10 protein-coding genes are annotated in these 13,929 nt (G+C 73.3%); 7 read left to right on the forward strand and 3 right to left on the reverse strand.

Translation table 11 applies throughout. The features are described 5' to 3' along the window. Positions 1-43 precede the first annotated feature (43 nt). Entirely contained in the window at positions 44-2,374 is a 2,331-nt protein-coding gene (locus tag VSH64_RS05000; protein ID WP_326834273.1) for a glycoside hydrolase family 2 protein, read from the reverse strand. Positions 2,375-2,639: 265 nt separating this feature from the next. Between VSH64_RS05000 and VSH64_RS05005 the strand changes: the two genes are divergently transcribed. The 7 genes from VSH64_RS05005 (at position 2,640) to VSH64_RS05035 (ending at position 11,958) form a co-directional block, all read left to right on the forward strand. Continuing rightward, positions 2,640-6,692 (forward strand): carboxypeptidase regulatory-like domain-containing protein, encoded by a 4,053-nt coding sequence (locus VSH64_RS05005; protein ID WP_326834274.1) that lies wholly within the window; start codon positions 2,640-2,642, stop codon positions 6,690-6,692. Positions 6,693-6,842: 150 nt separating this feature from the next. Then, on the forward strand, positions 6,843-7,325 hold the full coding sequence (locus VSH64_RS05010; RefSeq protein ID WP_326834275.1) for a hypothetical protein: 483 nt from the start codon (positions 6,843-6,845) through the stop codon (positions 7,323-7,325). 181 nt (positions 7,326-7,506) lie between these two features. Next, positions 7,507-8,673: an NAD(P)/FAD-dependent oxidoreductase gene (locus VSH64_RS05015; protein ID WP_326834276.1), complete on the forward strand. Its 1,167-nt coding sequence runs from the start codon at positions 7,507-7,509 to the stop codon at positions 8,671-8,673. Further along, a complete protein-coding gene (locus tag VSH64_RS05020) occupies positions 8,670-8,936 on the forward strand; it encodes a (2Fe-2S)-binding protein (RefSeq protein ID WP_326834277.1) in 267 nt (88 codons plus the stop codon). Before VSH64_RS05015 ends, VSH64_RS05020 begins: the two co-directional genes overlap by 4 nt. Continuing rightward, positions 8,917-10,296 (forward strand): FAD/NAD(P)-binding oxidoreductase, encoded by a 1,380-nt coding sequence (locus VSH64_RS05025; protein ID WP_326834278.1) that lies wholly within the window; start codon positions 8,917-8,919, stop codon positions 10,294-10,296. The genes VSH64_RS05020 and VSH64_RS05025 overlap by 20 nt, the downstream gene beginning before the upstream one ends. Next, a complete protein-coding gene (locus VSH64_RS05030; RefSeq protein ID WP_326834279.1) occupies positions 10,289-11,548 on the forward strand; it encodes an aconitase X catalytic domain-containing protein in 1,260 nt (419 codons plus the stop codon). The genes VSH64_RS05025 and VSH64_RS05030 overlap by 8 nt, the downstream gene beginning before the upstream one ends. Further along, complete coding sequence (locus tag VSH64_RS05035) at positions 11,536-11,958, forward strand: aconitase X swivel domain-containing protein (RefSeq protein WP_326834280.1); 423 nt, start codon at positions 11,536-11,538, stop codon at positions 11,956-11,958. The genes VSH64_RS05030 and VSH64_RS05035 overlap by 13 nt, the downstream gene beginning before the upstream one ends. 99 nt (positions 11,959-12,057) lie before the next feature. On the opposite strand, the gene VSH64_RS05040 is transcribed toward VSH64_RS05035, so the two are convergent. Both VSH64_RS05040 and VSH64_RS05045 read right to left on the reverse strand, forming a co-directional pair. Then, on the reverse strand, positions 12,058-12,903 hold the full coding sequence (locus tag VSH64_RS05040) for a helix-turn-helix domain-containing protein (protein WP_326834281.1): 846 nt from the start codon (positions 12,901-12,903) through the stop codon (positions 12,058-12,060). 10 nt (positions 12,904-12,913) lie between these two features. Continuing rightward, entirely contained in the window at positions 12,914-13,894 is a 981-nt protein-coding gene (locus tag VSH64_RS05045) for a quinone oxidoreductase family protein (RefSeq protein ID WP_326834282.1), read from the reverse strand. Positions 13,895-13,929: the final 35 nt, after the last annotated feature.

Consider the following 13,929-nt stretch of genomic DNA (forward strand, 5'->3'; position numbering starts at 1 on the left):
GCGGTCGGTGCGCTCAACGCCTCGGCCGCCACATCGGGGCGCGTCACCCGATCCAGCGGAGGACGGGTGCCGAGGTGAGGGCCGCCGGTTGCAGGGTGGCGGTGGTCTCGACCGTGAAGGTCGCCGACTCGCCGGGCAGGAGCGTGACGAGGGCGAAGTCCACGGTGGCGTCGGCGGCGAGGCGGTCGGGGAAGAGGCAGACGTCGCGCATGAGGGTGTCGGCGATGATCGTGACCTCGTAGCCGCCGTCGAAGCCGGTCACGCTGTGGGTGAACTCGGCCTCGGGGTAGGCGAAGTCCTTGTCCTCGGCGAAGAACCAGAACGCGCGCTCGTCGCCGGCGTCGGCCACGAGGAACTCGCGCGCCGGGTCGCCGGCCGCGAACTCGGGGCCCAGCACGGTGCCGGGCGCGACCTCGGCGGCCGCCAGCTCCTCGCCGGTCACGCTCATCCGGTACACCTCGACCGTCTCGGGCGCGAAGCCGAGCGCGAACACCGTGAGGCCTTCGGGTCGCGGCTGGATCGTGAGCAGCTCGTCGGCATAGACCTCGCGCAGCGCGTACCAGAGCGGCTTCGGCCGGCCGGAGCCGTCGACCGCGGCCCACGACGTGACGGGCCAGCAGTCGTTGAGCTGCCACACGATCGCGCCCATGCAGCGCGGCGCGTGCGAGCGGTAGTGCTCCACGGCGAGGCGGATCGCGCGGGCCTGGTTCACCTGGTTGAGGAAGTGCCAGTCGTCGAACGTCTTCGGCTCGGCGAAGTGCGGCTCGAGGCCGCGCGCGAGCTTTCCGTTGCCGTCGAAGGCTTTCTGGTGGTGCAGCACGCCGGGGGAGTCGGCGGCGAGCGGCTCGTCGTGCACGGCCTCGGTGAGCGTGGCGTACGTCGGCGGTGCCTGCCAGCCGAACTCGGACACGAACCGCGGCACGGTGTCGCGGTAACCGAGGTAGTCGCGCTCGTTCCACATGTCCCACACGTGCTGACAACCGTAGTCGGGGTCGAGCGCGTCGCGTTCCGGCGAGAGGGCCCACGGACTGCCCGGCACGTACGGCCGCGTCGGGTCGAGCTCGCCGACGACCGCCGGCAGCAGCTTCTCGTAGAACGTCGCGCCCCACGGCTGCCCGCCGAGCCGCTCCTGCCAGTCCCAGTGGAACCAGCCGAGGTAGTTCTCGTTGTTGCCGCACCACAGGACCAGCGACGGGTGCGGGGCCAGCCGGGTCACGTTCTCGCGCGCCTCGGCCTCCACTTCGGACGCCAGCACGTCCTCGGGATACGGCATACAGGCGAACAGGAAGTCCTGCCACACGAGCACGCCTTCGCGGTCGCACTCGGCGTAGAACTCGTCGCTCTCGAAGATCCCGCCGCCCCACACGCGCAGCAGGTCGATGTTCACGTCCTTCGCCTGCTCGATGCGGCGGGCGTAGCGCGGCGCGTCGACCCGGTGCGGGAAGCAGTCGTCGGGGATCCAGTTGGCGCCGCGCACGAACAGCGGCGTGCCGTTGACCGACAGCGTGAAGGCACCGTCGGCGGTGTCGAGCTCCACCGTGCGGAAGCCGATCTCGCGGGTCCAGGTGTCGAGCACGGTGCCGTCGGCGGCTTCGAGCGTCACCTCCAGCGGGTACAGCGGCTGCTCGCCGAGGGTGTGCGGCCACCACAGGTCCACGTCCGCGACCCGCGCGGTGCCTCCGATCGCTTCGACGCCGGCCACGCGGACGCGCACGGTGCCTTCACCCTCGACCTCGGTGTGCACGGTGACCACTCCGTCGGTGCCCTCGACCGTGACCAGCGGGCGCACGGACGCGAGCCGGCCCGTGGTCACCTCGAGCCGGGCCGGGCGCCAGAGGCCGGCGGTGACCAGCGACGGGCCCCAGTCCCAGCCGAAGTTGCAGGCCATCTTGCGGATGAAGTTCGACGGCTCGCCGTCGTTGGTCTTCGGCAGCGGGTGGGCGGCGGCGCGCTCACGGGCCCAGCGCACGGCCGCGGTGAAGGTGACCGCCAGCTCGTTGCCCTCGGCGCGCAGCTCACCGGTCGCGAAGCGGTACGAGCGGTGCATGTTCTCGGTCTCGCCGAGCACGCGGCCGTTGAGCTCGATCTTCGCGACCGTGTCGAGCCCGTCGAACGCGAGCGCGGCGGTGCCCTCGGCCTCGGGCCGGTCGAACGTGGTCTCGTAGCGCCAGTCCGTGAGCCCGATCCACTGCACCTCGTCCTCGTTGCGGTCGAGGTACGGGTCGGCGATCAGGCCGGCGGCGAGCAGGTCGGTGTGCACCGAGCCGGGCACGGTCGCCGGCACCCCGGCCCGCAGCGCGTCCACGAGCCCGGCGGGCACCTCGGCCAGGTCGCCGCTCGCCTTCACCGTCCACCGCGTCAGGTCCATCCGCATGCCTCGCCGTCCTCTCTCCGGGCCCGTCCGCGCGATCATGCCCTGTCTCGTTGTTGTCCACCGCCGCGAGGCGCCGCGAACCCGCTGCTCCCAGTGGTCTGAACCACTGGGCCATTCGCCGCGACTGAGTCCCGGACACCGGCAAAACCGTGATCCTGTCCGGCTTTTTGTCCATTCCGGCGTGATCGTTCCCGGGACGGCGCTGACAGAATTCCGCGACGTCGGGTGAGCAGCCGACCGCGGTTCGTCAGCGAAAGGGACGCGCATGTCGTTCGCCAAAGCGGCACTCCGGATCCTCCTCACGTTCCTCCTGGCAACCGTGGCGTTCGCCGTGGTGCCGATGGCGAACGCGGCCACCGCGGCTCCGGCCGCCGCGGCTGCCGCGCCGGTCGTCGGCCGCAAGGCGTGCCCAGAGCAGCCGAAACCCGGTGAGGTCACCTGCTTCGCGCTGTTCCGCGGCGACGCCCACGGCCTGCAGCGGGCCGCGGCCCCGCAGGGCTACGGCCCGGCCGACCTGGCCGGCGCGTACGAGCTGCCGACGGCCACCGGCGGCGACGGGATGACCGTGGCGATCGTCGACGCCTACGACACACCCGACGCGGAAGCCGAGATGGGCGTGTACCGCACGCAGTTCGGGCTGCCGCCGTGCACGGTGGCCAACGGCTGCTTCACGCGCGTGGACCAGCGCGGTGGCCAGGACTTCCCGGTGGAGAACACGGGCTGGCAGCAGGAGACGATGCTCGACCTCGACATGGTCTCGGCCGTGTGCCCGCGCTGCCACATCCTGCTCGTGGAGGCCGACGACTCGCTGGTGCCGAACATGGGTGCCGCGGTGAACCAGGCCGTGGCGATGGGCGCGAAGTTCGTGTCCAACAGCTACGGCGCCGATGAGGACCCGTCGGAGCTCGACCTCGACGAGGCCTACTACGACCACCCCGGCGTGGTGGTCACCGCCAGCTCGGGCGACTTCGGGTACGGACCGCAGTTCCCGGCCGCGTCGCCGCACGTGACGTCGGTCGGCGGCACCTCGCTCTACCGCGACGCGACCGCGCGCGGCTGGCGCGAGACGGTGTGGTCGGGCACGGGCAGCGGCTGCTCCGCGTACGAGCCGAAGCCGCCGGCGCAGGCGGATTCCGGCTGCGCGAACCGGACCATCGCCGACGTCGCCGCGGTCGCGGACCTCGCCACCGGCGTCGCCGTGTTCGTGCACGGGGCGTGGGGCCTCGCGGGTGGCACGAGCGCGTCCTCGCCGATCGTCGCCGCCGCGTACGCGCTCGCCGGCGAGCCCGCCGCGGGCACCTACCCGAACGCCCTGCCCTACCGCGCCGGCGCGACCTTCAACGACGTGACCGAGGGCGCCAACGGCACCTGCGCCCCGGCGTACCTCTGCACCGCGGGCCCGGGCTTCGACGGACCGACCGGGCTGGGCACGCCGCGCGGCATCTCGGCCTTCACTCCGGCCGCGACCGGTCTCGTGTCCGGCACCGTCCGCGACTCCGCGGGCGCGCCGTTGGCCGGAGCACAGGTGAAGGCGGGCGACTTCGCGACCACAGTGGACACGCAGGGCCACTACTCGCTCGGGGTTCCGGTGGGCAGTTACACCGTGACCGCGAGCAAGTTCTCCTACCAGGACACGACCGCCGGCGTCACGGTCGAGGCCGGCAAGACCGCGTCCGCCGACTTCACGCTGGCTTCGGTGCCGTCCGTGCAGCTGAGCGGAACCGTGCGTGACGGCAGCGGCCACGGCTGGCCGATCGCCGCCCACGTGCAGGTGGCCGGGGAGCCGACCACCGCCGTGCGCACGGACCCGGTGACCGGGCGGTACTCGATGACCGTGCCCGAGGGCGCGACCTACAGCGTGGAGGTCGCTCCGGACTACCCCGGTTACCTGCCCGACGCCGCGTCCGTGCCGGTGGGCACCGCCGCCACCACGCACGACGCCGTGGTCAAGGTCGATCCCGTGAGCTGCGGCGCGCCCGGCTACACCGACCGGTTCACCGGTGCCACGCAGGACTTCGAGGCGCCCTCGGCGTGGCAGGTCGTGAACAACCTCGGTGACGGCGCGGCCACCTGGTCGTTCGGCAACCCCGGCGGCCGCGACAACTACACCGGCGGCAGCGGGGCGTTCGCCACCGTGGACAGCAACTCGATCGGCGGGGACCAGGACACCGCGCTCGTGAGCCCGGTCGTGGACCTCGGCGCCGTGGCGAACCCGACCGTGCGGTTCGCGAGCGACTACCAGGGCACGCAGGGCCAGCAGGGTTCCGTGGACTACACGACCGACGGCGGCGCCACCTGGACCACGGTGTGGCAGCACGGCAGCGACACCGTGGCCGGGCCGTCGACCCAGGTCGTGCCGCTGGCCGGCGCCGCGGGCAAACCGGCCGTGCAGGTGCGGTTCCACTACCGGGACAAGCTCTTCGGGTTCTGGTGGCAGGTCGACGACGTGCTGATCGGCGACCACGCGTGCGACGTGGTGCCCGGCGGCCTCGTGACCGGCGCGGTGCACGACCACGTGACCGGCGCCGCGCTCGGCGGGGCGGCCGTGGACAGCCTCGACCGGCCCGGCGAGGGCTCGACCACGCAGGCCGACGGTTCGTACTGGTTCTTCTCCAGCGTCACCGGCAGCCACCCGCTCACCGCGACGGCCACGAACTTCGTGCCGGGCACGCAGAAGACGGTGATCGCGCCCGACGCGGTGACCCCGGCCGACTTCGTGCTCGACGCCGGCCAGCTCCAGGTGACCACCGCGGCGGTGGACAAAACCGTGGCGTGGCAAGGGAAGACCACCGCGGCCGTGAAGGTGCGCAACACCGGAACCGCGCCGGTGGACGTGCGGCTGAACCCGTCGTCCGCCGCCTTCACGCCGGCCGCGACGCACGGCGCGCCGCTGCAGCGGATCAAGGGTGACTTCAGCACCGGACCGTTGCTGGGGCACGTGAAATCGGCTGCACCCGCGGAGACCCTGCCGGCCGCCGACGCATGGCAGACCGTGGCCGACTACCCGACGAAGATCATGGACAACGGCGTGGCGACCGTGAACGGCAAGGTGTACTCGTTCACCGGCCTCAACGGCAGCGAACTCACGACCAAGAACTTCGTGTACGACCCCGGCACGCTCGCGTGGACACCGATCGCCGACCTCGCGACCCCGCGCGAAAACCCGGCGGTCGCGGCGGTCGGCACGAAGATCTACGTGACCGGCGGCTGGGCCGACGGCAGCATCCCGGTCACGAATACCGACATCTACGACACCGTCACCGACACGTGGACCACGGGCGCACCGATGCCCACGGCCACCTCCGCGATGGGCATCGCCGTGGCCGGCGGACGGCTCTACACGGTCGGCGGCTGCGACGGCGGCAACTGCGGCGTGACGCGGGTGCAGGTCTACGACCCGGCCGTGGACAAGTGGGCGGCGGGGCCGGACCTGCCCGTGCCGATCGGCTGGACCAACTGCGGCACGATCGCGGGCTCGGTCTACTGCGCCGGCGGCGTGAGCGGCTTCGACAACCTGAAGAGCGCGTACCGGCTCGACGTCGAGAAGGGCACGTGGTCGCGGGTCGCCGACCTGCCGGTGCCGATGTGGGGCTCGGCCTCCACCGTCGCGAATGGACAGTTGCTGCTCTCGGGTGGCATCGCCGACGGCGCGCTCACCAACGCCGGCTACGCCTACGACCCGGCCTCGAACCAGTGGTCGGCCCTGCCGAACGCCGGTGAGACGCTCTTCCGCGGCGGCAGCACCTGCGGCTTCTACCGCATCGGCGGCTCCGCGAACGCCAGCTTCAACCCGACCAACCACGACCTGCTGCTGCCGGGCTACGGCGAATGCGGCGAGTACGTGTCGATCCCGTGGCTGTCCACCACTCCGTCGGCGACCACCATCGCCCCCGGCAAGACGGCCACCTTCACGGTGACCCTCGACGCGAGCGTCTCGGCGATCAGCCAGCCGGGCACGTACACGGCGAAGCTCGTGGTCGGCGCCCAGGTGCCGAAGGCGGTGCCGGCGATCCCGGTGAGCTTCACGGTCAAGCCGCCCGCCACGTGGAGCAAGCTGACCGGCACGGTCACCGGCGCCCGCTGCGGCGCCGGCCCGGGCCCGCTCGCCGCGGTGACCGTGCAGGTCGACAGCTGGGCGGCGAGCTACACCCTCAAGACGGACGCGGCCGGGCAGTACACGCTGTGGCTGGACCGGCGCAACAACCCGCTGACCCTCATCGCGGCGCGTGACGGGTGGCAACCGCAGACGCGGACGGTGAAGCTGGTGAAGGGCCAGGTGGCGACGTCGGACTTCGTGCTGAAACCGACGGGTTGCTGAGGCTCGGGCTGATCGTGGCCGCACCGGTCACGATCAGCCTTGTTATTCGGGTGTGGTCGCGGGCTCGGTGATGCCAGGCTTCGCGGTGTGCTCACCATTCGGATGAACGAGAACGCGGTTGAAAGCCTGGGGACGGCGGGCGCTGGGTTGATGGGTGCTGTGCCGCCGGGGGAGTTGGTCGCGGACCTGCGCGAGAGGGTTGCCGAGGGCCTCGTCCGGCACGGCGCGGCGCTGGTGTTCGCTCGGGACGCGGCCCACGCTCGAGCGCCCCGGCCGGACGAACCCGACCTGACCTGGTGGGAGTGCTCCACCAGTAGCTTCCACCTCGAAGACGTGGTGCCGGTCCGCGTGGAGGACGTGGACGACGAGCCGGTGATCAGCGAGGCGGACCAGGTTGTGCTGCTGCGCCACGGATGGGGCTTCGCTCTGGAGGTGGTCCGGCTCGCGCGGGCGCTGCCTGAGCCGGCCGCGGTGCGGTGCGTCGTGGGGGCGAACAGCACCAACGGCACCTTCCGGTTCCACTGCGCCCGGCCAGGGGAGTCGGGATTGGGCCCCGATCTGGACGAGTACCGGCTCGACCGGTTGATCGTGGTCGACAGCGGCCCGGCGAGCCTGGGCGGAACACCGTGGTGACGGGTTCGCCCGCGGTGGGGTGCGACGCTCCCTGAGCGGACTTGCCGCTGTGGCTCCCTCGCGTGTTCTGTGCGGGCGCCGTGAGGGACGCTGATTTCGTGCGGGCGCCCCTCACCCACACCCACCACCGCTGAGACCAACCGCACGTCCACCTGTTGTGCAATGTGACATACTACTGGCCATGGTGGCGACGGGAAGGTCCGCCGACGTGCTGGTCGTGGGGGCCGGTGTGGTCGGGGCGGCGTGTGCGTACTACTGCGCCGCCGCGGGGATGCGCGTGGTCGTGCTGGAGCGGGGTGGTGTCGCCGGCGGGACGACCAGCGGCGGTGAGGGCAACATCCTCGTGTCCGACAAGGAGCTGGGCGCGGAGCTGGATCTGGCGTTGCTCTCGGTGAAGCTGTGGGCGGAGCTGGGGGAGCGGTTCGGGCCCGAAGCGCTGGAGCTGGAGCACAAGGGCGGCGTGGTCGTGGCGCAGTCCGCGCAGGCCGCGGCGGGGCTGGCGGAGCTCGCCGCCGAGCAACGGGGGCGGGGCGTCGAGGTGGCGGACCTGTCGCCGGCCGAGGTGGCGGACCTGGAACCGAACCTGACGGACCACGTGTCGTCCGGCGCGTATTACCCGCAGGACAAGCAGGTGCAGCCGATGCTCGCCGCCGCGGAGCTGCTGCGCCAGGCGGGGAAGCTCGGGGCACAGTTGCACACGGGCACCGAGGTGCGCGCGGTCCGGCGTGGTCGCGACGGAAGCTTCGCGGGCGTGAGCACGAACCGCGGCGAGTTTTCCGCGCGCCGGCTCGTGAACGCCGGCGGTACGTGGGGCGGCGAGATCTCGAAGCTCGCCGGTGCGCCGATCCCGGTGCTGCCGCGGCGCGGGTTCGTGCTGGTCACCGAGCCGCTGCCGCGGGTGATCCGGCACAAGGTCTACACGGCCGACTACGTGGCCAACGTCGCGAGCGGTGACGCCGGCCTCGAGACGTCTGTGGTGGTGGAGGGCACGAAGTCCGGCACGGTGCTGATCGGCGCGAGCCGTGAACGGGTCGGGTTCGACCGGCAGTTTTCCCTGGAGGTGGTGCGGAAGCTGGCGGCGCAGGCGATCGGGGTGTTCCCGTTCCTCGCCGACGTCGCGCTGATGCGCAGCTACCTCGGCTTCCGCCCGTACTGCCCGGACCACCTGCCGGTGATCGGCGAGGACCCGCGGCTGCCGGGGCTGGTGCACGCGTGCGGCCACGAGGGCGCGGGCATCGGGCTCGCCGCCGCGACCGGGCACCTGGTGGCGCAACAGGCGAGCGGCGGGAAACCCGATCTGGATCTCACGCCGTTCCGCGCGGACCGGTTCGACGAGGAGGTCGCGTGAAGTTCTCCTTCCGGGGCAAGGAAATCACGGCGGAAGCCGGCCAGAGCGTGGGCGCGGCGCTGATCGCCGCGGGCCACCGGTCGTGGCGCACGACGCGCCGCGAAGGCGCGCCGCGCGGGATCTTCTGCGGCATCGGCGTGTGTTTCGACTGCCTGGTGGTGGTCAACGGCGAGCCGAACCGGCGCGCGTGCCTCACCGAGGTGCGCGCGGGTGACGTGATCGAACCGCAGGAAGGAGCCGGCCGTGGCGACCTCGCCTGCTGACTGCGATCTGGCCGTGCTCGGCGCCGGACCGGCCGGGCTGGCCGCCGCCGTGGCCGCCGCGGCGGGCGGGGCCCGGGTGGCGCTGGTCGACGCCGGCGCGCGCGTCGGCGGGCAGTTCTGGCGCCACCGCGAGGGTGACGACGGCGCGGTCCACCACGACTGGCCGACGCTGGTGCGCCTGCGGTCCGGACTGTCGCGAGTGGACGTCCGGACCCGGCACTCCGTCTGGCACGTCGAGCGCACCGAGGCCGGGTTCACCGTGCACACCGATCGTGGTGCGCTCACGTGCCGCGCGCTGGTGATCGCGACCGGCGCGTACGACCGGCAGCTGCCGTTCCCGGGCTGGACGCTGCCGGGCGTCTACACCGCCGGCGGAGCGCAGGCGCTGCTCAAGGGCCAGGGTGTGCGCGCCGGAAACCGCGTGGTGGTCGGGGGGACCGGGCCGTTCCTGCTGCCCGTCGCCGCCGGGCTCGCCGACGCCGGGGCCGAGGTGGCGGGGGTGTTCGAGGCCGGTTCGCCGGCCGGGTTCGCGCGCTCGCCGCTCGCGGTGCTGGCCAACGCGGGCAAGCTCGCCGAAGGCGCCGGGTACCTGAAAACGTTGCTGCGGCAGCGGGTTCCGTACCGCACGCGCACCGCGGTGGTCGCCGCGCACGGCACGGACGGTGTCGAGGGTGTCACGGTCGCGTCGCTCGATCGGCAGTGGCGGATCGTGCCGGGGAGCGCGCGAGAGATCGCGTGCGACACCGTCGCCGTCGGCTACGGCTTCACGCCTCAGCTCGAACTGCCGCTGCAGCTCGGCTGCGAAACCACGCTCGGCGCCGACGGCGGGCTCGTCGCCGTGGCCGACGACCGGCAGCGCGCCACTGTGCCCGGCGTTTACCTCGCCGGTGAGGTCTGCGGCGTCGGCGGCTCGGCGCTGTCCGTGGTGGAGGGTGAGCTCGCCGGCCTGCACGCCGCGCTCACGACGGTGGGCGCCGAGCCGAGCCGGGACACCGTCGCGCGGCTGCTGCGGCAGCGCAAGTCGTTGCGCGCCTTCGCCGACGCGATGCACGCGGCCCACCCCGTGCGGCCCGGCTGGCAGACCTGGCTCGACGCCGACACGCAGGTCTGCCGGTGCGAAGAGGTGTCGGCGGGCACCATTCGCGATGCGGTGAAGGACCTCGGCGCCACCGACGCCCGCACCGTGAAGCTGCTGGCGCGCCCGGGAATGGGCCTGTGCCAAGGGCGGGTGTGCGGGTACGCCACGGCGTGCCTCGTCGCCGCCGAACACGGCCGGGAGCCGGCGGCCGCCGATCTCTCGGGTGTTGCGGCGAGGCCGATCGCGCAGCCGGTGAAGCTCGGGGACCTCGCGCGTGGCTGAGCTCGCACTGTCCGAAGAGGACAAAGCCGTGCTCGCCGGCGACCGCGGCGAGGCGGCGAAGCTGTGCCTGCGTCTGGTGGTCGCGCTCGCCGAGGTGCGCGGCGCCCCGCGCCTGCTCGCGGTCGACTCGGCCCACGTCGACGGCTGCCTGTTCCACGGTCAGGCCGGCCTGGACTTCGTCGAGCGGCTGCGGGACCTCGGCGGCCGCGTCGCCGTGCCGACCACGCTCAACGTCGGTTCGCTCGACCTGCGCCACCCCGAAGTGGTGCGTGCCGACCCCGAAACGGCCGCCGGGGCGCGCCGCCAGATGGCCGCCTACACCGCGCTCGGCTGCACCCCGACCTGGACCTGCGCGCCCTACCAGCTCACGCACCGGCCGGCGTTCGGCACGCACGTGGCCTGGGCCGAGTCCAACGCGATCGTGTTCGCCAACTCCGTGCTCGGCGCCCGAACCGACCGCTACGGCGATTTCCTCGACATCGCCGCCGCCGTCACCGGCCGCGTGCCGGACGCCGGCCTGCACCGCGACGAGCACCGCCGCGCCACGATCCGCCTCGACTGCGCGGCCCTGTCGCCCCGGCTGCTCGGCGAAGACGCCGCGTGGGGCGTGCTCGGCCACCTCGCGGGAAGGCTCGCGGGCAGCGGGGTTCCGGTGCTCACGGGCGTGCCGGCGGCGGTGACCGAAGACCAGCTCAAGGCCTTCGGGGCCGCGGCCGCGTCGAGCGGGGGAGTGGGGTTGTTCCACGTCGTCGGCGTCACGCCGGAAGCGCCGGACCTCGCGACGGTGGCTTCGCCGGACCTCCCGGTGCACGTGGTCGGCGCCGCGCAGGTGCGCGCGATCCGCGACGAGCTGACCACCGCGCGCGGCGCCATCATCGACGCGCTGTGTCTCGGCACCCCGCACTTCTCGCTCACCGAGTTCGAACGGCTGGCCGGCCTGCTCTCCGGCGGCGAGCCGTTGCGCGTGCGCGCCTACGTGACCACGAGCCGCGCGGTGCTGGCGGAAGCGGAACGCCTGGGCCACGCGGAAACCGTGCGCGCGGCGGGCGGGCGGATCATCGTCGACACCTGCACGTACATCACGCCGATCGTCGAGCCGGACGTGCGCACGGCGATGACGAACTCCGGCAAGTGGGCTTGGTACGCGCCCGGCAACATCGGTGTCGACGTGGCTCTCGGTTCGCTGGCCGAATGCGTCGCCTCTGCGCGCGCGGGCCGGATCGTGCGGGACGAGGCGCTGTGGGCGGGCTGACCGGCTGCACCGTGTTCGCCGGCTCGGCCGCCGGCGAACTGCTGGTGCTCGACGCGCCGCTGTCGTTCTGGGGCGGCACCGACCTGGCCGGCCGCATCGTCGACGAGCACCACCCCCAGCGCGGCGCCACCCTCACCGGCCGCGTGGTGGCGCTGCCCCGCGCGCGTGGCTCGAGCTCCTCGTCCTCGGTGCTGGCCGAACAAATCCGCGCCGGCACGGCACCTGCGGCCCTGCTGCTGACCGAACCGGACGCCATCCTCATGCTCGGCGCGTGGGTCGCGGCCGAGCTGTACGACCTGCGGCTGCCGATCGTGGTGCTCGCCGAGCAGGACTACGCCCGCCTCACGGCCCGTCGCGGCGCGGTGGAAGTCAACGCGGGTCCGGAAACGGCGACGGTCCGGCTCGGCTGAGGACCGGCACGCGGTCGCCGTGGGCGGACGCGGCTCGCGCCGATCGCGGTGCCGCGGGGGGTGAGCACCGTCCACAAGGGGGCAAGCATCCCCGAGGGGTCAGGCCTCCGCGAGGGACCCCGCGCCGAGGCGCCGCACCGCGGCCTCCGCGGCCGAGCCCGGTTCCGCCGTGTAGAGCGTGAGGAACTGGTCCGCGTCGTCCAGCACGCCGAGCAGCTCGTAGGCCAGGGTGAACCGGCCCGCCACCGGGTGGTCGAACTCCTTCGCGCCGTAGGTGTGCTGGTGCACGTCGTGGTCGGCCCATCGGTCGCGGAAGTCCTCGCTCGCGGCCGACAGGTCCGCGACCAGGTCCGCCAGCAGCGGGTCGGCGGGGTTGCGGCCCTGGTAGAGGCGCAGGTGCGCGACGGCCGCGGTCGCGTTGCCCGCCCAGTCCACCAGCACGCTGCGCGCCGCCGGGTCGGTGAAGAGGAACCGCACCATGTTGCGCGCCGGCCCGGGCAGGGCTTCCCAGTCCGTGTACAGCGCGCGGGCCGGCCGGTTCGCGGCGAGCACGTCCATCCGGCGGCCGAGCACCAGCGCCGGCAGTGGCTCGTGGGCTTCGAGGATCCGGTGCAGTGACGGCCGCACCCGCTGCGGCGGGACCGAGCGCCGCGCCGGACGGGTGCTGCCGGGGCGCACCAGCGCGAACAGGTGCGCCCGCTCCGTGGCGTTCAGCCGCAGCGCGCGGGCCACGGCGTCGAGCACCGAATCGGACGGGTTGATCCGGCGGCCGCGCTCCAGCCGCACGTAGTAGTCCACGTTCACCCCGGCCAGCCGCGCGACCTCCTCGCGCCGCAGGCCGGGGACGCGGCGAACGCCGGCGCCCGGACCCAGCCCGGCCTCGGCCGGGGTGACCCGGGCGCGGCGCGAGCGCAGGAACTCGCTCAGCTCGTCGTCCTGCTCCATGCGCCCGAGCCTAGAGCGAAGCGAGGACCAGCCGCCCGCTCACCTCGCGGGCATCGATCCGGCGGTGCGCTTCGCGGGCCTCGGCGAACGGCAGCGCCGTCACGGGCAGGCGGATCTTCCCCTCGGTGAACAGCGGCAGCACCGCCCGCGCCGCGGGCACGGCCGGCGAGGTGTCCGCACCCAGGTAGCCGCCCACGTTGAACCCGACCACGCCGATGTTGCCGCCCCACACCGCGTTCGAGTCGAGCGCCGCGCCGGGTCCGCCGCCCGCGTTGCCCACCGCGAGCAGCCGTCCCATGGGAGCGAGCAGACCCAGCGAAGCCCGCCGCACCTCACCGCCCACCGGATCGACGATCACGGTGAACCGCTCGTCGCCCAGCGCCTCGGTGAGCTCACCGGAGAGGACCACCCGGTCGAACCCGAGCGCGAGCGCCGCGTCGACCTGCTCGGTCCGGCGCACGGTGCCGACCACCTCCTTCGCCCCGAGCAGCCGTGCCACCTCGGGGTAGACCGACGACAGCCCGCCGAGCGCGCCGTGCACCAGCACCGTGCCGCCGGCCGGCGGGCGCACCGCCTCGGTGAGGGACAGGTACGCCGTGACCGTGTTCGCGAACCCCGCCACGGCCTGTTCGCGGCTCACTCCCGTACCCGCCAGCGGCACCACCAGGTCGGCGGGCGCGACGGTGACTTCCGCGTAGCCACCCATTCCCGGCAGCGTCAACGTCGCCACCTCGTCGCCGACGGCGAACCGGTCGACACCCGGGCCCACCGCGCGCACGGTGCCCGCCACTTCGAGCCCGGGCACCACCGGCGGCCGGGGCGCGTAGTCGTAGTCGGCCAGTTCGCCGCGGCGGATGATCGCGTCGACCAGCCCGACAGCCGAGTGCGACACGGTGATGCCGATCTCCCCGGGCCCGGGGACGGGCTCGGGGACCTCGACCGGCTCGAGCACGTCGGGGTCGCCGTACGCGGTGATGGACAGGGCCTTCATGGTGCGTTCCTCCTGGTGTGGCTGTGATCCACGAC

The sequence above is a fragment of the Amycolatopsis rhabdoformis genome (assembly GCF_035918295.1).
Taxonomy (GTDB): domain Bacteria; phylum Actinomycetota; class Actinomycetes; order Mycobacteriales; family Pseudonocardiaceae; genus Amycolatopsis; species Amycolatopsis rhabdoformis.